21 protein-coding genes are annotated in these 25407 nt (G+C 38.2%); 13 read left to right on the top strand and 8 right to left on the bottom strand.

Annotated features, from left to right (window positions below; translation table 11 throughout):
- Positions 1–32 precede the first annotated feature (32 nt).
- The 7 genes from ABJ974_RS12285 (at position 33) to ABJ974_RS12315 (ending at position 7458) form a co-directional block, all read left to right on the top strand.
- Positions 33–1187: a homogentisate 1,2-dioxygenase gene (locus ABJ974_RS12285; protein ID WP_419868537.1), complete on the top strand. Its 1155-nt coding sequence runs from the start codon at positions 33–35 to the stop codon at positions 1185–1187.
- A 53-nt stretch (positions 1188–1240) separates the two neighbouring features.
- Positions 1241–2515, top strand: coding sequence for an acetyl-CoA hydrolase/transferase family protein (locus ABJ974_RS12290; protein ID WP_419868538.1), 1275 nt, complete (start codon positions 1241–1243; stop codon positions 2513–2515).
- Between the two features lie 125 nt (positions 2516–2640).
- The gene (locus ABJ974_RS12295) at positions 2641–3435 is read left to right on the top strand and encodes a hypothetical protein (protein ID WP_419868539.1); all 795 of its coding nucleotides are present in this window, start codon (positions 2641–2643) and stop codon (positions 3433–3435) included.
- A gap of 245 nt (positions 3436–3680) precedes the next feature.
- Positions 3681–4811 (top strand): 4-hydroxyphenylpyruvate dioxygenase, encoded by a 1131-nt coding sequence (gene hppD, locus ABJ974_RS12300; protein ID WP_419868540.1) that lies wholly within the window; start codon positions 3681–3683, stop codon positions 4809–4811.
- 67 nt (positions 4812–4878) lie between these two features.
- Positions 4879–5337 (top strand): hypothetical protein, encoded by a 459-nt coding sequence (locus tag ABJ974_RS12305; RefSeq protein ID WP_419868541.1) that lies wholly within the window; start codon positions 4879–4881, stop codon positions 5335–5337.
- A gap of 52 nt (positions 5338–5389) precedes the next feature.
- The gene (fahA, locus tag ABJ974_RS12310; protein WP_419868542.1) at positions 5390–6637 is read left to right on the top strand and encodes a fumarylacetoacetase; all 1248 of its coding nucleotides are present in this window, start codon (positions 5390–5392) and stop codon (positions 6635–6637) included.
- Positions 6637–7458 (top strand): flavin reductase family protein, encoded by an 822-nt coding sequence (locus ABJ974_RS12315; protein ID WP_419870972.1) that lies wholly within the window; start codon positions 6637–6639, stop codon positions 7456–7458. The genes fahA and ABJ974_RS12315 overlap by 1 nt, the downstream gene beginning before the upstream one ends.
- A 32-nt stretch (positions 7459–7490) precedes the next feature.
- Here the strand turns inward: ABJ974_RS12315 and ABJ974_RS12320 are convergent, their stop codons facing one another.
- A complete protein-coding gene (locus ABJ974_RS12320) occupies positions 7491–8309 on the bottom strand; it encodes a TerC family protein (RefSeq protein WP_419868543.1) in 819 nt (272 codons plus the stop codon).
- 39 nt (positions 8310–8348) lie between these two features.
- Positions 8349–9197, bottom strand: coding sequence for an alpha/beta hydrolase family protein (locus tag ABJ974_RS12325; protein ID WP_419868544.1), 849 nt, complete (start codon positions 9195–9197; stop codon positions 8349–8351).
- A 68-nt stretch (positions 9198–9265) separates the two neighbouring features.
- On the opposite strand from ABJ974_RS12325, the gene ABJ974_RS12330 reads away from it, so the two are divergent.
- On the top strand, positions 9266–10039 hold the full coding sequence (locus tag ABJ974_RS12330; protein ID WP_419868545.1) for a HipA family kinase: 774 nt from the start codon (positions 9266–9268) through the stop codon (positions 10037–10039).
- A complete protein-coding gene (locus ABJ974_RS12335; RefSeq protein ID WP_419868546.1) occupies positions 10026–10409 on the top strand; it encodes a DUF3037 domain-containing protein in 384 nt (127 codons plus the stop codon). Before ABJ974_RS12330 ends, ABJ974_RS12335 begins: the two co-directional genes overlap by 14 nt.
- 46 nt (positions 10410–10455) lie before the next feature.
- On the opposite strand, the gene ABJ974_RS12340 is transcribed toward ABJ974_RS12335, so the two are convergent.
- Positions 10456–11214, bottom strand: coding sequence for a TauD/TfdA family dioxygenase (locus ABJ974_RS12340; protein ID WP_419868547.1), 759 nt, complete (start codon positions 11212–11214; stop codon positions 10456–10458).
- A gap of 278 nt (positions 11215–11492) precedes the next feature.
- Here ABJ974_RS12340 and ABJ974_RS12345 point away from each other — a divergent pair, with 278 nt between their 5' ends.
- Positions 11493–13334: a carbon starvation CstA family protein gene (locus ABJ974_RS12345; protein ID WP_419868548.1), complete on the top strand. Its 1842-nt coding sequence runs from the start codon at positions 11493–11495 to the stop codon at positions 13332–13334.
- Positions 13335–13383: 49 nt separating this feature from the next.
- Here the strand turns inward: ABJ974_RS12345 and ABJ974_RS12350 are convergent, their stop codons facing one another.
- The 3 genes from ABJ974_RS12350 to ABJ974_RS12360 all read right to left on the bottom strand — a co-directional run bounded on the left by ABJ974_RS12350 (position 13384) and on the right by ABJ974_RS12360 (position 19495).
- Complete coding sequence (locus tag ABJ974_RS12350) at positions 13384–14202, bottom strand: alpha/beta hydrolase (RefSeq protein ID WP_419868549.1); 819 nt, start codon at positions 14200–14202, stop codon at positions 13384–13386.
- A 116-nt stretch (positions 14203–14318) separates the two neighbouring features.
- Entirely contained in the window at positions 14319–17039 is a 2721-nt protein-coding gene (locus ABJ974_RS12355; protein ID WP_419868550.1) for a TonB-dependent receptor plug domain-containing protein, read from the bottom strand.
- A gap of 119 nt (positions 17040–17158) precedes the next feature.
- Entirely contained in the window at positions 17159–19495 is a 2337-nt protein-coding gene (locus tag ABJ974_RS12360) for an ATP-dependent helicase (protein ID WP_419868551.1), read from the bottom strand.
- Between the two features lie 165 nt (positions 19496–19660).
- Here ABJ974_RS12360 and ABJ974_RS12365 point away from each other — a divergent pair, with 165 nt between their 5' ends.
- From ABJ974_RS12365 to secG, 3 genes are all read left to right on the top strand, one after another.
- On the top strand, positions 19661–20974 hold the full coding sequence (locus tag ABJ974_RS12365; RefSeq protein ID WP_419868552.1) for a M16 family metallopeptidase: 1314 nt from the start codon (positions 19661–19663) through the stop codon (positions 20972–20974).
- A 42-nt stretch (positions 20975–21016) separates the two neighbouring features.
- The gene (locus ABJ974_RS12370; RefSeq protein ID WP_419868553.1) at positions 21017–23050 is read left to right on the top strand and encodes a M16 family metallopeptidase; all 2034 of its coding nucleotides are present in this window, start codon (positions 21017–21019) and stop codon (positions 23048–23050) included.
- Positions 23051–23170: 120 nt separating this feature from the next.
- A complete protein-coding gene (gene secG, locus ABJ974_RS12375) occupies positions 23171–23521 on the top strand; it encodes a preprotein translocase subunit SecG (protein WP_419868554.1) in 351 nt (116 codons plus the stop codon).
- A gap of 48 nt (positions 23522–23569) precedes the next feature.
- Here secG and ABJ974_RS12380 read toward each other — a convergent pair whose 3' ends face one another.
- Positions 23570–24598, bottom strand: coding sequence for a CgeB family protein (locus tag ABJ974_RS12380; protein WP_419868555.1), 1029 nt, complete (start codon positions 24596–24598; stop codon positions 23570–23572).
- The gene (locus ABJ974_RS12385; protein WP_419868556.1) at positions 24598–25398 is read right to left on the bottom strand and encodes a glycosyltransferase family 2 protein; all 801 of its coding nucleotides are present in this window, start codon (positions 25396–25398) and stop codon (positions 24598–24600) included. The genes ABJ974_RS12380 and ABJ974_RS12385 overlap by 1 nt, the downstream gene beginning before the upstream one ends.
- Positions 25399–25407 lie beyond the last annotated feature (9 nt).

Consider the following 25407-nt stretch of genomic DNA (forward strand, 5'->3'; position numbering starts at 1 on the left):
TTATTAAATTTGAGAAAATATAAAAGGTTAAAATGAGATACAATAACGCCGGGAAAATCCCACAAAAAAGGCATACCATATTCAAGTCTCCTGAAGATAAGTTCTATTATGAACAACTTTTCGGGACTGAGGGGTTTCATGGTATTTCTTCCTTGCTATACCATATTCACCGCCCTACGCAAATAAAATCCATAGGAACGCCTAAGGATGTGACACCTAAAATAGCGGTAGATAAAAATGTAACTCCCAGAATGTTCAAAGGGATGAATGTAACTCCTGAAGATGATTTTCTGGACAGCCGAAAAATCCTTTTAATGAACAATGATCTTAAAATGGGACTGGCTAAACCGAGAAAATCAACGGAATACTTTTATAAAAATGCGGAATGTGATGAACTTTTATTCGTTCATGAAGGAAATGGAGTACTTAAAACTTTTGTAGGCAATCTCGATTTTTCCGCAGGCGACTATCTCATTATCCCACGCGGTACCATTTACCAGGTGGAACTGGCTTCGGAAAACAATGTATTTTTCGTGCTGGAAAGCCACTCTCCTATTTATACTCCGAAAAGATACAGAAATGAATTCGGACAGCTGCTGGAGCACTCCCCTTTCTGCGAAAGAGACATCATAGCTCCTACATTTGCAGAGCCTAAAGATGAAAAAGGAGAATTCCTGATCAAAGTGAAAAAAGAGAATCAGATCACTGATTTTATTTATGCCACTCATCCTTTTGATGTGGTGGGATGGGATGGATATTTTTATCCTTATAAATTCAATATTAAAAACTTTGAACCTATCACAGGGAGAATACATCAACCCCCACCGGTACATCAGAATTTTGAAGCTCATAATTTCGTAGTATGCTCATTCTGTGCGAGAATGTACGATTACCATCCAATGGCTATCCCTGCTCCTTATAATCACTCCAATATTGATTCCGATGAAGTATTGTTTTATACGGAAGGAGATTTTATGAGCCGCAACCACATAGACCTGATGGACTTTACCCTCCATCCGGGAGGAATCGTACACGGACCTCATCCGGGAGCGATGGAGAGAAGTATCGGTAAAAAGTTTACGGAAGAATATGCAGTAATGGTAGATCCTTTCCGTCCTTTAAAAATAACAGAAGAAGCCATGAAAGTGGAAGATCCGTCTTATAAAACTTCCTGGCTTGAACCATAAAACACAAATGATCAATAAATAATTTACAAACCTCAAAAAAAAGAAAACATTAAATGTCGAATTACGTTAGTGCTGAAGAAGCTATATCCGTTATAAAAAGCGGAGATCGTGTTTTTTTCCACGGGAGTGCATGTACACCCAATTATTTAATAGATGAATTAGCAAGACAAGCATCAAGATTAGAAAAAGTTGAAATGGTTTCCATTACCCAGCAAGGCAATGTAGAAATCGCTAAACCCCAGTATAAAGATACGTTCTTTGTCAATTCATTATTTGTTTCCTCACCAGTAAGAGATGCCGTTAATTCGGAAAGAGGAGATTTCGTTCCGGTATTTTTAAGTGAGATTCCAATTTTGTTCAGAAAAAATATTTTGCCCATTGATGTGGCATTGCTTACCGTTTCACCGCCGGATAAACACGGTTTCTGTACCCTGGGAACTTCCGTAGATGTAGCAAGAGCTGCTTTAGATACTGCTAAACTGGTTGTAGCAATGGTAAATCCCTTAATGCCGAGAACTCATGGAGACGGCTCCATTCACATCAGCAAGATAGACAAACTGGTTTGGCACGAAGAAGAACTTCCAACAGTAGACTACGGAGCAAAAGTAGGCCCGGAAGAAATGATGGTAGGAAAGCATGTAGCTGATCTTATAGATGATAAATCCACCCTACAAATGGGAATTGGAACCATTCCTGATGCCGTATTGAAATGCCTCAACAATCATAAAGACCTTGGAGTCCATACTGAGATGTTAAGTGACGGCGTAATCGACCTTATCAAAAACGGTGTGGTTAACAATAAGTTCAAAGGATATCAGGAGAATAAAACCATCACCAGCTTTTGCTTTGGAACCAGAAGGCTTTATGACTTTGTAGATGACAACCCCGTAGTTGTATTTAAAGATGTGGGAGATGTTAACTTCCCGATCAACATCATGAAAAATAAAAAAATGGTAGCCATTAATTCAGCCATCGAAATTGACTTAACCGGTCAGGTATGTGCAGATTCCATCGGAACTCTGCAATATAGCGGGATCGGAGGACAAATGGATTTCATGAGAGGAGCAGCATTAAGTGAAGGTGGAAAACCTATCATTGCCATTACCTCAAGAACCAAAAGAGGGCTTTCCAGAATTGTTCCTTTCCTTAAACAGGGTGCCGGCGTAGTCACAACCCGGGGACATATCCATTACGTAGTAACGGAATACGGAGTGGCTTATCTGTACGGAAAGAATTTAAGACAAAGAGCTCAGGCTCTTATCAGTATTGCCCACCCGGATGACAGAGAAATGTTGGAAAAGGCTGCTTTTGAGAGATTTAAACATTAATAATTTCCATTAAAATACAGCAATTAAATTCAAAATAATAACATCTATATTGAAGATAGAGAAAACTTAAAAAACTCACAATTTTTTGGCAGTGTTTTTGATTAAATTGCTTATAAAATCGGAAATTGAAAACTATTTATAATTTAATACGAGATGAGGTTGGAAATCACCCCAAGATTAAAAACTCCGTCTTAGGAAAAGTAAAAAAATGGAAAAGGAGTCATTATATTATACTTTCCGAAATAATCAAAGAAGAACTCTCCGAAGCTGAAGAACTTCAGGGGGGCAAAAGATTCGAAATAGGAAATACTATATCACATGTAACATTACAGCGTTTCTTTGAAAATGATTATCAGGATAAAACCCATAATGACCTCCGCTTCCTGAAAACACTGGATAAAATATGTATCTTTTTAGGCTATAAGGATCTGAATTCTTATATACAGTACGTAAAGGACAGCATTCAGGAGAATGACATCCAAAGCGAAGATGAACGCTCAAAAGAGCTGGTCAATCTTTACTGTAAAGCCGCTTTTGAGCTATACAAAAATTTTCCAACCTTAAAGCTTGATCTTTTGGATGATCTGGTCATTAAGAATTCTCCTTTTTTAGAAAGGGTCTCGGTATTTGGCCAGGAGTTATGTCAAAAGAACTTTCAACTGGTTACCAAAAACAACAGATCGAACCATGAGGTATTTGATATACAAATCATAACGGAAGATCAGGATAAAAAAGTACTGGAAGCCCAGGAGTTCTGGAACCTTTTGTTTAAAGTAGGAGGAACGGATGAAGAGTATTTTGTGAACCAGCTCAGCACACAGACCTATTTTATCCGGAAAGTGGACAATAAATGGAAAATATGGGATATATATAATCCCAATGCCGGAAGGCTTAATGATAAAGCAAAAAGCCGTAGTTAATAACTACGGCTTTTGTTGTGTGTGTTTTTCGAAATATTCTCTTCCATCATTTTGGATATACAAATTTATAAAACAATACTTTATCTCCATAAACTTAAAATACACTTAAATATACTTAAGTACACATAAATGAACTCTTCTTACTCCTTATTGATGTGATATTGTAAGTAATCCCGCTCCCACCTTTTCATATTCCTAAGATTTTTGTATTTTGCATACCAAATAAATAAAGTAAAAAGAGAAATATGTCAACACTTACCTTTGCTGAAAAAATTGCTCAGGCAGAGAACTTTCTGCCTATCAATGGTACAGATTACATTGAGTTTTATGTGGGGAATGCCAAGCAGGCTGCCCATTTTTATAAAACTGCCTTCGGGTTTCAGTCTGTAGCCTATGCAGGACCTGAAACGGGAGTAAGAGACCGCGCTTCCTATGTTGTACAACAGGGAAAAATAAGATTGGTCTTAACCTCCGGCCTTCATTCGGATTCGCCTATCTGCGAACATGTAAAAAAACACGGTGATGGAGTAAAGATTTTAGCACTTTGGGTGGATGACGCTTACCAAGCTTTTGAAGAAACTACAAAAAGAGGGGGAAAACCTTATTTAGAACCCGTAACTTTAACGGACGAACAGGGAGAAGTAAGAATGTCCGGAATATACACGTATGGAGAAACCGTTCATATGTTTATTGAAAGAAAGAATTATAACGGAGCTTTCATGCCCGGCTACGAAAAATGGGAAAGTGATTACCAGCCTACCGACGTCGGTTTACTGTATGTAGACCACTGTGTTGGAAATGTAGACTGGAACCGTATGATTCCTACCGTAGAATGGTACGAAAAAGTAATGGGATTTGTCAATATTCTTTCTTTTGATGATAAACAGATCAATACTGAATATTCCGCATTAATGTCTAAAGTAATGGCCAATGGAAACGGGTATGCCAAATTCCCGATCAATGAGCCTGCCGAAGGAAAGAAAAAATCCCAGGTAGAGGAATATCTTGATTTCTACGAAGGAGAAGGTGTACAGCACATTGCCGTAGCTACCAAAGATATTATCCATACTGTGACCGAGCTTAAAAGAAGAGGGGTAGAATTTCTTTCTCCTCCACCGGAGGCTTATTATGATATGGTTCCGGAAAGAGTGGGACATATTGATGAAGATATTAAGAAATTACAGAATCTTGGTATTCTTATTGATTGTGATGAAGAAGGTTATTTATTACAGATATTTACAAAACCTGTAGAAGACCGCCCTACTCTATTCTATGAAATCATTGAAAGACATGGCGCACAAAGCTTTGGAGCCGGAAATTTCAAAGCATTGTTTGAAGCATTGGAAAGAGAACAGGAAAGAAGAGGAAATCTTTAAAAAATTGAAATTACAAGTTTTGTCAGGATTACAAAGTCTTGACAAAACTTTTTTATAAACACTGCACATGAAAAAAATATTCATTGGAATTTTATTAGCAGGAAGCTTTATAGCTAAAGCTCAAAACTTTGGAGCCATTAATGAAATTCTTAACCGACTTGAAGAAACAAAAGGCATCAATCAGAATCTTGAAAATGTAGACGTAACCAACAAAAAGTTCGTCTTAATAAAAGATTTCGATGACCATACGGAAAGGGACTTTATCATTATTAAAGGGAAAGAAGCCACTTACGTGGAAATTTTTGACGATAAACAAACCAACGAAAGCACATCGAATGTTTTCACAGGAGATATTATAAGAAAAAAGAACATTATTTCCCTCCGGGCTGATATGCTGGAAAATAAAAAAGTTCCGTTACCAGTCGCGAAAACGTTGCTTTTAACAAAGCAAAAAGACATCTTATATCTCATCGACGTCAATACCAAAGAGCGATGGATAGATGAAGAATCTTTTAATAAAAAATAACCTGACAATTTAAGAGAGCTGCTCTTTTAAATTTCACCTTAATTGTAATCCTATGAAATCATTTGTAGAGTACTCCTCTAATTCAGACTTTTCTATATATAACATTCCTTTTGGTGTAGCGGTTTTCAATAAAGAATACATTGGATGCTGCACCAGAATCGGTGATCAGGTCATAGATCTGGCCACGTTGTATGACCTTGGATATTTTGAAGATATCGAAGGACTGGATGATAATATCTTTGAAGCCTACACCTTAAACGAATTTATCGAATTGGGGAAACCTGTAACCAATGCTGTCCGTTCCAGAATCCAGGAATTATTACAGGAAGGTTCTTCCCTTTCAAAAGACCAGAAAACCATTGAGCAGGCGTTCTATGACCTTGATAAGGTTAAAATGATGATGCCTGTGCACATCCCGAATTATACAGATTTCTACAGCAGCATTGAACACGCTACCAATGTAGGTAAAATGTTCCGTGATCCTGCCAATGCTTTATTGCCCAACTGGAAGCACTTACCCGTAGGATATCACGGAAGGGCATCTTCCATCGTAGTATCGGGTACGGAAATCAACCGTCCGAAAGGACAGACAAAACCAGCAGATGCTGAAAAACCGGTATTTGGTCCTTCAAAGCAGCTCGATTTTGAGTTGGAAATGGCTTTCATCATCAATAAAAATACGGAAATGGGAGATTCCATTTCTACTAAAGAAGCAGAAGACGCCATTTTCGGAATGGTTATTTTCAATGACTGGTCCGCCAGGGATATACAGTCCTGGGAATATGTACCGCTGGGACCGTTTTTAGGTAAAAATTTCGGTTCTTCCATCTCTCCGTGGGTTGTTACCCTTGAAGCCCTTGAGCCTTTCAGAACAGCTTCACCGGTACAGGATCCTGAAGTACTGGATTATTTAAAATTTGACGGTGAGAAGAATTATGATATTAATTTAGAAGTTTACCTGCAACCCGAAAATGGAGAGCAAAACCTGATCAGTGAAAGCAACTACAAATATATGTACTGGAATATGTGCCAGCAATTGGCCCATCATACGGTGAATGGCTGCAATATTGAAGTTGGGGATATGTACGCCAGCGGAACGATATCCGGAAGCGACCCCAAGTCTTTCGGTTCTATGCTGGAGCTTACATGGAGAGGACAAAATCCTATTCAATTAGGCAATGGACAGGAAAGAAAATTCATTGAAGATAATGATACGGTGACTATGAAAGCATGGGCCGAAAAAGACGGTAAAAGAGTCGGGTTCGGTGAAGTAAACGGAAAAATCATACCTGCCAAATGATGAAAACACTTATCCCATCAGAATTATCTCCGGCAAAGCTTCAAACCGTGATTCAGACAGCGGTTTCACCACGCCCTATTGCTTTAGCTTCTACGATTGACAGGAATGGTAATTATAATTTATCACCATTCAGCTTTTTTAATATGTTCAGTACAATTCCTCCCATACTAATATTTTCACCTTCGAGGCGGGTACGGGACAATTCTACGAAACATACGCTGGAAAATATACTTGAAGTTCCTGAAGTGGTTATCGGAACCGTTAATTATTCTATTGTACAGCAGGCTTCCTTGTCTTCCACAGAATATGATACCGGAGTCAATGAGTTTATTAAGTCGGGGTTCACTATGAAAGACGCCGATCTTGTAAAACCTAAACTTATTGAAGAAAGTCCGGTTAATTTTGAATGTAAAGTTTTAGAAGTAAAATCCTTGGGAGACCATGGCGGAGCAGGAAATTTAGTTATTTGCGAAGTTATAAAGATCCATATCCGTGAAGAGTATTTAAATGAACAGGGGCTTCCTGATCAGAAAAAACTGGATATGGTCGCACGTTTAGGAGGGAACTGGTATTCCAGAAACAATGAACAGAACCTTTTTGAAGTTCCAAAACCATTGGTTACCAAAGGAATCGGTTTCGATCTCCTTCCTGAAGAGATAAGATACAGCAAAGTATTTACAGGAAATGACCTTGGAATGCTTGCCAATGTTGAAGTCTTACCCAACGGTGATTTTCACGCCGATGAAAGTATTCACCAAAAAGCCCAGCAGCTTTTATTGGAAAACAATATAGAACAGGCATGGCAAATGCTTGTTAAATAAAATAAAAAAGGAGTGAAAATTCACTCCTTTTTTTATTCTTCAATTTCAAGATTATCTTTTAAATCAGGGTTCAGCTTTAGTGCTTTCCTTTTCTTATTTCTTACATTGATGTTTAACAGTTCAACCAATAAACTGAATGCCAGACAGGAATAGATAATATTTTTACTGATATGCTGATGAATCCCTTCTGCAACAAGCATTACCCCAATAACGACAAGGAAGGACAGCGCCAGCATTTGCAGGCTGGGATAACGGTTAATAATCCTTGAAATAGGTCCTGCAAACATCATCATAATTCCTATGGATACGATCACTGCGATAATCATTAAAACAACATTGTCCACGAGGCCAACGGCTGTTAAAATTGAATCTAAAGAAAAGACCATATCCACTAAAATAATCTGGATTATTACTGTGGTAAGTAGACTTGATCCCGCAGATTTAGGGGCATGATGAGGTTCATCATTAATCTGCATTTTTGAATGGATTTCAAATGTACTTTTGAGAATAAGGAAAAATCCTCCTGCCAGTAATATGATATCCTTCCAGCTTACCTGCAATGGAAGATCAGTACCGGGTTCATCAATAAAGTTAATGGTAAGGACCGGCTCCTTCAGCCCGATAATCCAATTAATCATTAACAAAAGCATTACCCTGAAAATCATTGCCAGAATTAAACCTATATTCCTGGCTTTTTTCTGCTGGGCTGCGGGGAGTTTATTAGAAATGATAGATATGAAAATAATATTATCTACTCCTAATACAATCTCCAGAAAAGTAAGGGTGAGCAAACTTATCCAAATCTGCGGATTGGCAAAATTGGGAAATTCTAATGCCGAAAAAAGATCCATATGTGTTATTTTATAATCGGATCAAAAGTACGATTTTATCTATTTGGTCTGAAACTTATTATTAATAAAATCTATACATCTGTCGGTAAGGATTTTAAGGTCATCCGGCAGGTTATTTTCTTTCCAGGGTTCTCTGGCACCAAACACGTGATTAGCCCCATCTATTAAGAACAGTTCTGAGCTGGAATTAAGCAGGTGAAGATGTTCCGCATTTCTCACATCCACACTTTCATCTTCGGTTCCATGAATAATAAGAATATGAGCTTTTGCCATTTCTATGGCTCTTTCCACATCGAAGCGCACCGGATCTTTCTGATAATCTTCATAAAACTGATAAAAATGGGGCATCTGCTGTTTTGTCCTTCCGTTTTCCACATAATACACCCCGGATTTTTTCCAGTTCTCCAGATGTTCACCTTTTGGAAAACGTTCAAGATGATCCACACTGGCCAGGGTAATAAGTCCGTTAATCCTTTCATCTTCAAATGCTTTGACAATGGAAATCCCTCCTCCTCTGCTGTGTCCGATCAGAACAACTTTATGAGGATCTACATTCGGATCATTGATAAAGTGATCGATAACCGCACCCAGATCTGATAATTCTTTTGTATAGTTATTATTTCCGAAAGCTTCAAGATCACCAAAATTTTCAGGATCATCCAGTGTGGTTCCATTGAATGAAAAATTAAACTTCACAAAAAAGAAACCGGCTTCCGCAAACCTTGCCGCCATTAAATCCCATGCGCCCCAATCTTTATAACCTTTATAGCCATGGGCAAATATAAGTAATGGCAACGCTTTCCCTTCTTCAGGATAAAATGCATCGGCAAGAAATTCTTTGGTATCCGGATTGGAAATAACAATATTCTTCTTTTTTATGATTTTCATATCATCCTTAATTAGTAATTGTAATACAAATATATCCAAATCGTGATTAAAAATCTTATTTTTGTCTTATGTTGGATTTAAGAACAGTAACCGTAATGCGCTATATCCTGCCGTTACGTGAGGGTGGATCTTTGCCCGCTTTAGCGGAAGCGGATGATGATTTTAAATATGTATTGAAATTCCGTGGCGCGGGCCATGGAGTAAAAATGCTGATCTCTGAGCTTTTAGGAGGAAAAATAACCGAAGTTCTGGGATTAAAGATTCCTGAGCTGGTATTTGTAAACCTGGATGTTGATTTCGGAAGAACAGAAGCCGATGAGGAGATTCAGGATCTTTTAAAATTTTCCGAAGGATTAAATCTGGGCCTTCATTATCTTTCCGGAGCTATAGCCTATGACCCCGGAGTCAATATTGATCCTTTGCTGGCTTCCCAAATTGTATGGCTGGATGCCTTTATTACCAACATTGACCGTACTTATAAGAATACGAATCTTTTGATGTGGCATAAAGAGCTTTGGATCATCGACAATGGAGCTTCTTTCTATTTTCACCATTCATGGCAGAACTTTGATGCGGCGGCAAAAACCCCTTTTAAGTATGTGAAAGATCATGTATTGTTACCTAAAGCCACAAAGCTGGATGAAGCCGACCGATGGGCCCATGAAATTTTGAATGATGATATTTTCAGGCAGATTGTTAATTTAATTCCTGAAGACTGGCTGCAATGGGAAGATGCCGACGAGTCTCCTGAGGAAATCCGTGAGATTTATTTCCAATTTATGAAAACAAGATTAGAAAATTCCACCATTTTTGTAAACGAAGCTAAGAATGCAAGAGGATAAAATATACGAATACGCCGTTATACGCCTGGTACCTAAAGTTGAAAGAGAAGAATTTTTCAATATAGGGCTGGTTATGTTTTCCAAAAAGGAAAAATATATCCGGGTGGAATTTTATCTGTGCCCGGATAAGTTCCGGCTGATGCACAGTAAACTGGACTATGATGATATCATTCATAATCTCGAAAGTTTTCAGAAAGTGGCTCATGGGCAAAAAGATGGCGGACCTATCGCACAACTCGAAATCCCCGAACGTTTTCGCTGGCTGACCGCTGTACGAAGCTCCGTGGTACAGACTTCAAGACCTCATCCGGGGAAATCCAAAGACCTGGACGCTACTTTTGATAAACTTTTTCAGGAACTGGTTAAATAGGCAAATCAAAAAAGGTGCTTTAATTAAGCTACTGCCGACTCACCAATTAAGCCGGAACATTGAGTTGTGTCAGGACCTTCTGACACCATAGTCCTATTATGTGATGAGATAATAAAAAGCCTTTATGATCCATAAAATTGTCATGCAGCAATAACCTCCATGCTTCCCTCTTTCCTGTAAACCCCGCCCTTCCATGCAGAAACCTTCCATTATGTATCATATATCCATATCCTTTCTCCAGCTTTACCGTTTCTTTATATTTCTCAATCCTATCATAAAAGAGGGGCAGAAATTCAATGAGGTCCCTATTGAGATATTCAAATTTATCATTTCTAAATCTCACACAATAGCTACCGTCCTTTAGTTTTTCAAAAATATTACCAATATACGTTTCGCTTTGATCCGAAAATACGGCATAAGCCTGTTGAAGTATTTTACAGTCTTCACCATATTTCAACAGGATTTCCAATAAGATTTTTTTAGTGTCTATCAGCCAGGTTTCACCCCCTACATCAGAGGGAGAGCGATAATAATATATCAGGATATTAGGTGGATTTTCTAAGGTACTTCTATCGGTATGAGGAAATAACTCATTATTATCGTTGAAATCTCCGCAACAGTCCTTAGTGGTTATTATAGTAACTTTTTCATTTTGGAAATCCTGCTGCTCAATTTCTCCGAACTCTTTACTGATGTTACAGAATTGATCTATATCCATTTTATCACATTTGAAAAAAATTTTACCCGTAGTCTGAAATTCAGATTTTATTTCATCAGTATCTTTCAATAAATTAAATATTTTCATTAATTGGTGTTTTAAACAAAAATATTTTATACAGTTTATATTTATATTAAAATAACGTTAACAAAAAACGTCAGTATTTTAACTTAATATTAATTCTATTTTTATTTTGCATTTCACTTTTACCATTATATTTCCAGAGAATTTATAATAATTTTGCTAAATTGATATACATATTTACTTTTTTATACATAAAATAATTAACTTGCTCAACACTTGAATTATTTCAAACAAACCACCGAAAACATTAATTATTATTTTCCTATAAAAAACAAAATGATATGGAATTTCTAAATGGAATCAATGCTTTAACATTAGTATTCACCTCAATACTTATTTTCGCAATTGCTTATCGTTTCTATGGAATCTTCATGGCAAACAAGGTATTGCGGCTTAATGATAAAAACACAACTCCGGCTGTGGAATTTGCAGACGGAAAAGATTATGTAGCAACGAATAAAAATGTTCTTTTCGGACACCATTTTGCAGCCATTGCTGCAGCAGGACCGTTGGTAGGACCGGTATTGGCGGCTCAGTTCGGTTATCTTCCGGGAGCCCTGTGGATCCTGATCGGCTGTGTTTTGGGAGGTGGCGTTCATGATATGGTGGTTTTATTTGCTTCCGTACGTCATAAAGGCCAAAGTCTTGCAACCATCGCCTCTAAAGAGATCGGAAAAACCACGGGTACTGTGGCGGGATTTGCAATTCTGTTTATCCTGATCTTAACCCTTGCTGGTTTATCTTTAGCCTGCATCAATGCTATGCATGAAGCTTCGTGGTCTTTATTTACAGTTGTTATTACCATGCCTATTGCCATCCTCATGGGGCTCATTATGCGTTACCGAAAAAACAGCGTGACCTTTGCCAGTATTTTAGGAGGAATACTTCTTATTGCAGGAATTGTAGGAGGACACAGCTTAATGCAGAATGAGACCATGAACAATCTTTTCTCCTGGAACATCACAACCATTTCCCTTGCTATTCCTGTGTATGGATTTTTAGCATCGGTATTACCGGTGTGGCTATTACTGGTTCCGAGGGATTACCTTTCCACTTACCTGAAAATAGGAACTATTATTATGCTTGCGATAGGGGTGATCGTCATACATCCTACCATTCAAATGCCGGCTCTTACTCAATTTGTAAATGGCGGAGGTCCGGTTATAGGAGGTCCGGTTCTGCCTTTTATCTTTATTGTGATCGCCTGTGGTGCGATTTCCGGATTTCATGCAGTAATTGCTACGGGAACCACTCCTAAAATGCTTAATAAAGAAAGAGAAATCTTATTTGTAGGATATGGCGCCATGCTGGTGGAGGGATTTGTTGCTTTAATGGCATTGATTGCAGCCTGTACTTTAATGCCAGGTGATTATTTTGCGATCAATACCCCTAAAGAATCTTATGATGCATTTTTAGCTGCCCATCCTTCTTTACATGGAGTAGATATCGATTATTTCTCTGAAAGAATAGGCATTGACCTGCATGGAAGGACAGGTGGAGCCGTTTCTCTAGCGGTGGGTATGGCTCATATCTTCAATAAAATTCCTTATATGGACCAGCTGATGGCCTATTGGTATAATTTCGCTATCATGTTCGAGGCTGTATTTATCCTTACTGCAATTGATGCCGGAACCCGGGTAGGAAGGTTCTTTTTACAGGAAATGCTGGGCTCAGTAATTCCAAAGTTCAATGATAAAAACTGGACTCCCGGAATTATTATCAGCAGTCTTCTCTTCACTTTTGCCTGGGGATATCTGGTATTTACGGGAAATGTAAGCAGCATATGGCCTTTATTCGGAATCAGTAACCAATTGCTTGCTGCCTGCGGATTAATTGTTTGTACGACCATGCTTATCCGGTTAAACCGGGGCAAATATGCCCTGTGTTCTGCTATTCCAGGTATATTTATGGCTATTATTACTTTCTGGGCGGGTTACCTTCAGGTAGTCACCATATACATTCCGAAGCAACAATATCTGCTAGCGATCCTTGCCGTAGTGGCTATGGTTCTTATGTTCATTGTTTTTATCGGAGCGTTCAGAAAATGGTATCAGCTTTTACAGGTCAAAACCACGGAAACCGATTTTTATGGGGAAACTGTAAAAGAGTTGGTAGACCGATAATCTTTGAAAAATTTTAATAAAATAAAAAAACCAGCAGTTTTGCTGGTTTTCATTTTTTAAGTTTTTGTATTCTTTTAATCTCGTTTAATAGTAATGGAAATGCCGGTTCTGCCATTCCTCCATGATCGAAACCGTCCAGCTCATATAAGGTAGTACTTTTATGTCCCTTAAGCTTCATCATTCGGGCCATATATGCATTTTCTTCATATCTTCCAAAAAGTTCTTTCTCCCGGTCCCCTGTAATTAAGAGTAAAGGAGGAGCATCCGCCCGGATAAAATGGAGGGGAGCAAACTCATCAATTCGGGCATCCAATTCATCAATCCCTTTTTCTTTTCTTGCCGTAAAATGGGTAATCATCTGGCCACTAAAGGGAATTACCCCTGCCAACCGATCGGCATCAATTCCATATTTTTGCAAGTAAGTTTTATCTAATGTGGTCATTGCAGCAAGATATCCCCCGGCAGAATGCCCGGAAATAAAAATCAAATCTTCATTTCCACCATATTGTTTAATATTTTTAAAAACCCAAGCGGTAGCTGCCGCCGCATCTTCAATATATGCCGGTGAATTCACTTTGGGAGAAAGTCTGTAATTCACTCCTATTACTGCTATCCCTTTATTCTTTAATGCTTCAGGAATTTCTTTTTCTCCACCTGTTAAGCCGCCTCCATGGAACCAGATCACCGTAGGGAAATTCTGAACTTTTTGAGGAATGTAGATGTCCAGTACACATCTTTCATTAATATAAGCATCCGAACGATTAACCCGCTCTTCATAATAATGGATATTATTCACACTTCTATAATCCTGACCTCGCGTACTGCCTACAAATAATATAATAAATACAGCTATTAAAATTCTATGCATCCCTAATTAATTTTTAATAAAGATAAATATATGATTATTATCTCAAATTGAGGTAATAATAAATCATAAAGAAAAAACGGATTCAAAAAGAACCCGTTCCGAAAATTTAAAAAACCTTAAAAATTAAAATTGAGTCGAGTAAATACGTATCGCCCGTTTTGTCCAAACTGAGAGGTAGAACGGGAATAGATAAACTGATCATTATTGGTAGAAACTGTAAGATTTTTAGTAGGATAAATATCAAATAAGTTATTCACCCCTAAAGTTAATCCCACATTTTTTGTAAACTGATAAGCAACGGAAATATCAGTGATAATTTTATCACCTATTTTCTGGTGTTCATTCAATTCCGTGATTCCGTCTCCATTGGCGTCTACTACATCCGCACCGGTTACAGCACCATAATATGTATTTCTTAAATAGAAAGTGGCATTTCTCCAGGAAAGATTATTGGATAAGCTCGCTTTTACTCTCGGTACCGCTTCTTCCAAATAAACCCTTGACTTTTCTGAAAAGTAAACGTTTTCGAGATTGGCAGATTCCAATAGCCCTGTAGAATGGGTCTCCCCTACTTTTTTGGTTTGATTCAGATTGATTGCAAAATTATTATTCAATTTAAAATCAGAAAACCGGGCATTATGATCTATCACCACATCCAAACCTTTGGTTTCCGTATCAATGGCATTCGCAAAGAATTGACCTGCATTTACCTTTTCCTTATCAAATACAGCCTGGGCAGGGGCAGGAACAGCAGCTCTCGTAAACTGATCGGTAAGAATAACCCTGTCATCAATTCTCGTAAAGTATCCGTCCGCAGTAATGGTTAAGTTTGCAGCAGGAATTTTATATGTAAATCCAACACTTGCTGATTTTGAAGTTTCCTGCTTCAGTTTAGGAATTCCAAGCAATCCGGCAATCTGTGAATCATTACTGAAAGTTCCTACTTCCAAAAGCTGGTTATTGGTAAATAATGTAGAGGTTACATTATAATAGATCTGATGAATAGAGGGTGCTCGGAATCCTGTAGAACCGGCAAATCTGAAATTAAGATTTTTATCCAGTCTGATCCTGGACGCCAGCTTATAATTAAAGGTAGATCCAAAATCCGAATAATTCTCATATCTTGCTGCTGCATCCACCAGTAACCAATCGGTAAAATTCAATTCCACATCGGCATATCCTGCCACAGATTGTCTGTTTCTATTCACCGCATTTTCCGGTCTGAAACCACTGAAAACCTGTGATCCACCTGCCAAAGCATTTCCGAAAAAGTCAGTAGGCTGAAGGCTGCCTTCCGTCAATACGTTCCCATTCACATCATAAGTAGCATACGAAGCCTCTTCTCCTGCTGTGATTTTGAAATTTTCATAGCGGTGTTCACCTCCGAAAGCAACATTAATTCCACTCCATACGTCATATTTTTTAGAAAAATCCAGATTGATTGTATTCTGAGTAAAACGTAATCCACCCGCTCTAAACTCATTAGGAGACGCAAATCTCAGGGAAGTATTTCCCGTATTCTGAATAGTATAATCAAATGAATTCTGTCCAAACGTATTGCTGAAATCTATATTCCAGCCGTTCCATTTTCCTTTAATTCCTGTGGATAAGGAAAGGTCCTGAATATCCGTTGCGATCTGAGGCAGATATCCGTTGGCATATAATCCTGTAAAGGTTCGGCTTTGATTTGGCCTTCTGTAAAAACCTCCGGATGTACCGTGCCGAAAGCTATATCCTCCAAAAGTATAAACTTTCCAATCATCACTTACAGGAACTTCTATATTAGCAAATAGCTGGTGATTATTAAGTTTTGATTGTCCCACCTGCATGTTGAAATCTTTTCTTGTAAGGCCTCTGTATGCCAATTCTTGATCCGTGACATCCGTACCTAAAATTCCCTGTAAAGCACCTATGGTATTAGCAGTCTGGATCTGATTCTGAAAATCTTGAGAAAAATAATTCACGCCCTGTGCATACTGGTGAATATAATTAATGATCTGCTGGGAATTCGGAGTATTATTAATATTACTGTACAAGGAGGAAAGATTGACTCCGTCCTTAAGCGCTCTTTGCTCGATAGCGTTATAAGCATTATAGATTTTCCCGCTCTCCGTACCCGCTCTGTACGTAGGATTTCGGAATTGTGAAGTCCAGGTAATATTATAAAAACCTCCTCTTTTACCTATTTTATTTCCATAGTTCAGATCGATCTGAACATTCTGGCCGTCAAAATCTCCGGTATGGTCATTGGCGGTAGGAGTCAAGTTCCCTCCATAAGTTACCTGGCCTGCCAATTTACCAGTGTCTCTCCTTAATTCCAGATTGATAACCCCGGCAATCGCATCAGATCCATATTGTGCAGATGCACCGTCTCTGAGCACTTCAATCCTGTTTAGCGCGAAAGAAGGAATGGCATTTAAATCCGTTCCTACCGTTCCCCTTCCGGGTGTTCCGTTTACATTCACTAAAGCGGAGGTATGTCTTCTTTTTCCGTTGACCAATACCAAAACCTGATCCGGACCTAATCCTCTTAACTGAGCGGGATCCAAATGATCCGTTCCGTCAGCATTCGTCTGAACAGTGGAAGTGAATGAAGGCGCAACCGCATTCAGGATCTGAGATATATTGGTCTGTGGTAAAACAACAGAAGATTCTTTAATTTTAAATACATCTACAGGAACCGGACTATCCACTTTTGATCGTGCTCCTCCTCTGGATCCTAAGATGACAACTTCTTCTACCTGCCCTGTTTTTACAGAGTCTTTCTCTTGTGCAAAGGCAAAGCTTCCCAAGAAAAACAAGACAGAAGCTGATAAAATAGTCTTTCTATTTTTCATAATTATAGTTTAATACTTTTTTAATGTTTTCGAAGGGCAAAAGTAATTCATATTTATTAGTCCACAAAATTAATAGACTAATTAATCATAAAAAATGTTAATAGGTAAATTCTATTTTTTTAAATCTTAGTAAGCTTGGCGAATTTCAGGATCAGATTTTTTTCTCCTTCGTGCTGGAAAATGACTTTTGCTTTAATATTCTGCGGATCGGTACCATCCAGGAAAGTGACCTCTCCTATTCCGAAACGGTCATGACGCACTCTGTCTCCTACTTCAATATCCTGAGAAGAGCTGCCGCTCGGATTAATAATCTTAGCTGAGCCTACAGGTTTCAGTTTTCGGGGTTCCGCGATAGGTTTTGATTTCTCATTCCTTTCGATGGATTTCTTAGGCTCCACTTTTCTGAAAGATCTCGGCTCTTCAGGGTATTCATCAAAAATATTGGATTTAATTCCTGAATTATTCACAAAACGGCTTTCAATAGCAGGATTGATAAAGTCTATATATTGCTCATCAACTTCACTGAGGAATCTCGAAGGCTCGGCATCGGTAATTTTCCCCCATTGGAACCTGGAAATAGCATAGGAAAAAAACACTTGCTTTTCAGCTCTCGTTAAAGCCACATAGAACAAACGTCTTTCTTCTTCCAGATCTTCCCTTGTAGCCGAACTCATAAAGCTCGGGAAAAGATTTTCTTCCAGTCCTACAAGGTGAACCACAGGGAACTCCAACCCTTTAGAAAGGTGAATGGTCATTAATGAAACCATATCGTCCTCCCCGGTTTTATCCTGTGTATCGGCTGAAAGTGCAATATTTTCCAGAAAGTTGGAAAGGCTCGGATCTCCATCTTCAAGCTGTATCTGTTCTTCAATGAACCCCTGCATGGAGTTCATCAATTCCTGAACGTTTTCTACTCTTGAGATTCCTTCCGGAGTCTGGTCATCTTTTAAGAATTTGATTAATCCGCTTCTTTTGGCCACTTCCATGGCTACACTGTAAGCAGTTTCTGTTTTTAATAAAACCTGAAATGCTTTAATCATCGACCAAAAATCATTAAGCTTGTTAAGAACCCCGTTATTAAATCCTAACTGAGGAGCATACACCGGCAGATTATCCAGGACCTTGGAAACTGAAATATTCTGAGCATCTGCAAATACGATAAGCTTATTTTGAGTCGTTTCTCCAATTCCCCTGGTAGGATAGTTAATAATCCTCATCAGAGCTTCGGAATCATTTTCATTGACTAAAAGGCGGAGATAACCCAATAGATCTTTCACTTCTTTTCTCTGATAGAAGGATAATCCTCCATATACTTTATAAGGAATATTTTTTCTTCTTAAAGCGTCTTCAAAAGCCCGGGTCTGGGAGTTGGTTCTGTACAGGATAGCAAAATCACTGTATTTTCTCTGCTCACGGTTTCGTGTTTCCCAGATATTCCCTGCCACAAAGTTGGCTTCATCCGCATCGGAAAGTGAACGGTAAACTTTTATTTTTTCTCCTTCTTCGTTATCGCTGAACACATTCTTTTTGAACTGCTGAAGGTTTTTTGAAATTACCACATTGGCAGCATTTACGATATTTTGTGTAGAACGGTAGTTCTGTTCCAAAGAAACCGTTACCGCATCAGGATAATCTTTTTTAAAGTTTAAAATATTATAAATATTGGCTCCACGGAATGAATAAATGGATTGGGCATCATCTCCCACCACGCATATATTCTCGAATTTGGAAGCCAGGGCTTTTACGATTAAATACTGAGAATGATTGGTATCCTGGTACTCATCTACCAGAATATACCGGAACCTGTCCTGGTATTTAGCCAACACTTCAGGAAAACGGGTCAATAATTCATTGGTTTTCAACAACAGGTCATCAAAATCCATCGCTCCGTTACGGTAACAGGCCTCCACATACTTCTGATAGATCTGCCCTATGAATTTCATATTGGCTTTTTCGTCAGCCTCCATCAATTCCGGATTATTGAAATAAGCTTTTACCGTGATCAGGTTGTTTTTATAGGTGGAAATTCTTGCCTGAACTTTTTTAGGTTTATAAAGATCTGCATCGATATTCATGTCCTTTAACACCTTTTTGATTACATTCAAGGCATCCTGCTGATCATAAATGGTAAAATTCGAAGGATATCCCAGGTAATGGGCTTCAATTCTCAAAATTCTGGCAAATACGGAGTGAAAGGTTCCCATCCATAAGCTTCGGGCATTACTTTCTCCCACGACCTTTGCAATACGGTCTTTCATCTCGCGGGCCGCTTTGTTGGTAAATGTAAGCGCCAGGATATTAAAAGGATCTACTCCATTGGTGATTAAATGAGCAATACGCATGGTAAGCACCCGCGTTTTTCCGGAACCCGCTCCCGCAAGAACCATTAATGGCCCCTCCAGTGTGGTTACCGCTTCAAATTGTGATTCATTTAACCCTTTCAGATAGTCCTCCATGTCAGAAAAAATTTTTGGATTACAAAATTAAAGTATTCTATGGAGAATTCAAATTTTTGAAAAAGCCTTCCTCGGTTTATTAAAAATAATTCTCTTAAAAAAAATCCTGAAAACCTGTAACAATCCTATTATTTCTCGGACTTATTAGTAAACAATTTCAACTATATGAAAAGAAGACTTTTTTCAGTTGCTGCCGCTGCATTCTTTGGAATGATAGTGAATGCACAACAAATCAAATTCGAAGAGTACGATTTGCCCAATGGTTTACATGTAATCCTTCACCAGGATAATTCCGCACCGGTAGTAACTACGGGTGTCATGTACCATGTAGGAGCAAAAGATGAAGTAAAGGGAAGAACCGGTTTCGCCCACTTTTTTGAACACCTTTTATTTGAAGGAACCCCTAATATAAAAAGAGGAGAATGGTTTAAAATAGTTTCTTCCAACGGAGGTCAGAACAATGCCAATACCACCAACGACAGAACGTATTACTATGAAACTTTCCCTTCCAACAATGAGCAGCTTGGACTTTGGATGGAATCCGAAAGAATGCGTCACGCGGTGATCAACCAGGTAGGAGTAGATACTCAAAGAGAAGTGGTAAAGGAAGAAAAAAGACTCAGAATGGATAACCAGCCTTACGGTAATCTATTCACCACCATACAGAAAAACCTGTTTACCAATCACCCATACAACTGGCCTACTATCGGGTCTATGGAGGATCTAAATGCTGCAAAGCTTGATGAGTTCCAGGCTTTCTACAAAAAATATTATGTTCCGAACAATGCGACATTGGTAGTGGCGGGAGATATTAAACCGGAACAGACTAAAAAATGGATTGAAACATATTACGGTGCTATTCCTAAAGGAACGGTAACGCCTAAGAACTTCCCGAAAGACGAACCTATCACCAAGGAGAAAGAAGTAACGGCTTATGATCCGAATATTCAGCTTCCTGCGTATGTTTTTGCATACAGAACTCCGGCCAATAAGGAAAGAGATGCTTACGTTCTAGATATGCTTTCCTCCTATTTAAGTAACGGAAAATCTTCTGTTTTATATAAGAAACTGGTAGATCAGGAGAAAAAAGCGCTTCAGGTAGCTGCCTTCAACCAAGGTCTCGAAGATTACGGAATCTTTGCTTTTTTTGCCATTCCAATGGGGCAAACTACTAAGCAGACACTTCAGTCCGATATTGATGCTGAAATCAAAAAATTACAAACAACCCTGATTTCCCAGGAGGATTATCAGAAACTTCAGAACCAGTTTGAAAACCAATTTGTAAATCAAAATTCAAGTATTCAGGGGATTGCCGCTTCTTTGGCAACCAGCCATGTTTTAATGGGAGATACTAATTTAATCAACAAGGAAATAGACATTTACAGATCCATCACTAAAGAAGATCTACAAAATGCTGCTAAAAAGTATCTTAATCCTAACCAAAGAATAATCATTAATTATCTGCCTGAAAAGAAGTAATTCGGAAGGAGAAAAGTGATTATTAATTTTAAATATTTACAAATGAAAAAGCAATTAACATATATAGCAGTAGCATTTTTATTTACAGGTATGCTTTCTGCACAAAAAATAGATATTAATGCAATGCCAAAACCGGGACCTACTCCGGCCATCAACATTGCCAAGCCTAAAACTTTCCAGCTGAGCAACGGGCTTACCGTAATGGTAGTAGAGAATAATAAATTACCGAGGGTAAACGTAAACCTCTCTATGGACAGACCTCCAATCTATGAAGGAAATATCACCGGGGTAAGCGGAATTATGGCAGACCAGCTGGGCAATGGAACCACGAGCTTAAGCAAAGATGATTTCCATAAAAAAATAGATTTCCTGGGTGCCAACCTAAGCTTTTCCTCAGGAGGAGCCTTCGCCAACTCTCTTTCCAAGTATTTCCCTGAGGTATTGAACTTAATGGCTGATGCTATCATCAATCCAAAATTCTCTGCCGAAGAAGTTCAGAGTTCTAAAGACAGAACGGTTGAAGGATTAAAAGCGGATGAAAAAAACGCTTCATCAATTGCTGATAAAGTATCTACGGCCCTTATCTATGGAAAAAACACTTCAAGAGGGGAGTTTGAAACGATTGAAAGTGTTAGCAAAATCCAGTTAGCGGATGTACAGAATATGTACAAAAAATATTACGCTCCTGATCACGCTTATTTGGTCATCGTGGGAGACGTAAAATACGATCAGGTAAAACCGATGGTAGAGAAAGCATTCAGCGGCTGGAAAAAGGCCAACACTACTTTTGCCGCTCTGGAGCCTGCTTCCAATGTAGCTAAAACGGAAATCAATATCGTGGATGTTCCTTCTGCCGTACAATCGGTAGTATCTGTAAGCAATCTTAATGATTTTAAGATGAAGGACCCTAATTATTTTGCAGCCACTATGGCAAATTATATTTTAGGCGGTGGTGGTGAAGCCAGACTTTTCATGAACCTACGTGAGAAGAATGGATTTACTTATGGGGCTTATTCTGATCTTTCCGCAAGTAAATATGCTCCTGCCTTTGCTGCACAGGCAAGTGTAAGAAACGAGGTAACGGATAAAGCTGTAGTAGAGTTCATGAATGAATTGAATGCCATTTCTACGGTGAAGCCTGAGGAACTGGAAAATGCCAAGGCTAAACTAAAAGGAGCTTTCATCATGTCCCTTGAAAAGCCTGAGACCATTGCAAGATTTGCTTTAAATCAGAAAGTTCAGGATCTGCCAAGTGATTTCTATACCAACTATCTGAAATCTATCGACAAAGTAACAACGGCCGATATTACAAGTGCTGTAAAAGCTAATATATTCCCAAATCAAAGCAGGATATTCATAGCCGGTAAAGCATCTGATATTTCGGAAGGACTGGAAAAACTAGGTTATCCTGTAAAATATTATGACAGTAATGCCAATCCTGTTGCCAAACCGGTTGCTCAAAAAGTGGACGCCAGTGTAACAATTGCATCAGTAGCGGATAAATACATCAATGCGATAGGAGGAGCGGCAGCAGTTCAAAAAGTAAATTCTATCAGTACCGAAGCTTCCACCAAAGTACAGGGAATGGAAATGAATATGAGCATGATCCAGGCTAAAGGTGGTAAAATGGCCATGAATATGAAGATGATGGGAAATACCGTTCAGAAAATCATTTTTGACGGAAAAGACGGTTATATGGAAGCTCAGGGACAGAAAATGCCTTTAAGTGATAAGCAGAAAGCAGAAATGTCTAAAGACACAGAGCTTTTCCCAGAGCTTGCATTTGCAAAATCCACAGAATATAAGCTTTCCGGAATTGAGAAATACAACAATGAAGATTCCTATGTTGTAAAAGGCTCAAAAGACACTTATTATTACAGTGTAAAAACCGGTCTTAAAACAGGTGAGGTAAAAGCAGGAGAAGGAGGAAGCATTCCAACCAGCTTTGCTGATTACAAAGAGGTATCAGGAGTAAAACTTCCTTTTACCATTATGCAGAATATGGGAGGAATGGATATTACTTTAAATGTAAAATCTTACCAGATCAATCAGGCTAAAGAGACTGATTTCAAATAAAAAAGGTTTATTTCCATATAAAAAACGGTAGCCAAGGCTGCCGTTTTTATTTTTACCAATTCATATTTTGTCATTAGATAAAAAAAGATTAAATTTGCCCATTCAAAAGAAATCAGATTAATGGACACTATATTTACACTATTGATGGTTCTTGTTATGATTGCCAGCGTATTACTGGTAATTGTTGTTATGGCTCAAAACCCTAAAGGTGGAGGCCTTTCCAGTACTTTCGGGGGAGCTTCTTCTGCACAGTTCGGAGTACAAAGAACCAATGACTTCATGGAAAAAGCTACATGGACATTAGGAGGAACTATTATTGTGCTTATCCTTATTAGTGTTATTGTTACAGGAAAACCTACTCAGGTAGCTCCAACAGTTTCTCAGCCCGTAAAACAAGAGGCTCCGGCTAATACAGCTCCGGCTTCTCAGTCTACAACACCGGCTCAGACACCAGCAGCTCCTACAAAATAGAAAGGACAATCAAATAAATATACGAGCAGCTCTAAAGAGCTGCTTTTTTTATGCCCTATTTCTAAAAGAACTCCAATACTCATCCTGATCTTTAAAAAACAGACATTCAATAAAAGCATCCAAAGACATCATACGTAGGATGTCCTCCCCCATTTCTTCAAAAGGAGTTTTGAAAAAACCAGGGTCCAGCTCTACATTTTCACGGTCGAGAATAAAAATATTGTTGGGATTATAAAATGGATAGTTCCGTATATCCGAATTGGTAGTCATTAATTTTTTCCCTGCAGCCAGCACCTCAAATGTCCTGATGGTTAATCCGTTCTGAAATGGCTTATGGATATCCAGTACTGATACAGAGTTTTCATAACAATCCATGATCTGACGGTGGGAAAGTTTCTCAAAACTCAATTTTTTAGTATCAAATTGCTTCAGGTTATTATCCAATATTTTTTTGAGCCTGAAAGCTATTTTTCCCATGGCATAATAATAGAAAAAACACCTTAGCTGAAGCTGATCTGCTTTTTCCTTTACTTTTTCCCCGATAATATAACGATCCGTATGGGCGCTCCCTATAAATGCTATATCAAAATTAAAGGTTGTCCTGCTTTTCAAGCTTTTATATTCATCGAGATAAAAAAGCGGTCTGAACTTCAAATCATATTGTAAGGAATCCTGGTATTCAAAAGTGAATTTTCTATCAAAATAAGTAAGATGGGATCTAAGCTGCGGATATTCCGTTAAGGCATCAAAACTGTAATAGATCATTGTCATATCCGGATTACAGGCTTTTATCTTTTTCAGAAAATAAGCGGGCGTAGCCTCTCCTTTTACCAGTAAAAAGTAATCATATTTCTTATGCTCAATCTCACGGAGAATCTTATTATAATATTCTTTGATTTTAAGCTGATACAGCTTTTTATTAAAACGGATAATCCCTTTAGAAAAATTCGAATTGGAAGGTCTTTCATCATAAAAATCCACTTCTGCTCCCCAATAGGAGAGCCTTTCAGCTATAGCTCTTTCATATTTAAAAAAACTTACTGATAAAAAAAGTATTTTTTTATTTTTCAGATCCATCAGGACTTATTATTGTAATAAAAAACTCTTATTAACAAAAATAGATATTTTACCTTATAAAAAATTCTAAGAGCAAAATATTGCAGAGCTGTCAGATTTCCCAGGGCATACATCTCTTTCAGATTTTTTTTATATCCTTTTTCCATTGCGGAAAGATTTGCCGATAAACCCGATGATCCGAAAGTTCTTTTGCCACCTCCTGCAATGACCAGGCTCTCATCCAGGATATACATTTGATTTTTCAAAGAAATCCTGAGCCAGTAATTAACGTCTTCCGTATATCTTTGATCATCATCAAAATACCCTGTATTCTCAAGTATTTTTCTTTTAAAAATCACTGTTGAAGGTTGCGCTTCATTTCTTATCAAGAGCTTTTTAAAGGTAATTTCTGCCAGATTGCTTTTTACTTTATAAGGGAATAAAATCTCACTGTTATTCCGTCGGGCAGCTAAAAAATCAATACCAGGCTCTTTTTTAAAATAATTTATCTGGCGCTCTGTTTTCTCGGGCAGCCATTCGTCATCAGAATCCAATAAAGCAAAATAATCTCCTTTTCCTGCTTTAAGTGCTGTATTTCTTGCCCTGGAAACGCCTCCGTTTTCCTGATCTATCATCCGGATATTCATATCAGGATGGGTTTTGATATAGTTCAAAACCACAGAACGGCTGTTATCTGTAGAACCGTCATTAATCACAATAATTTCAAATTCCTCCCGGGGGTAAGTCTGCTTCCGGATAGAATTCAGTGCAGTCTCTATGGTCTGTTCTGCATTATAAAGAGGGATAACTACAGAGATCATAAAAATAGG

This window comes from Chryseobacterium sp. CT-SW4, assembly GCF_048572715.1.
Lineage (GTDB): Bacteria > Bacteroidota > Bacteroidia > Flavobacteriales > Weeksellaceae > Chryseobacterium.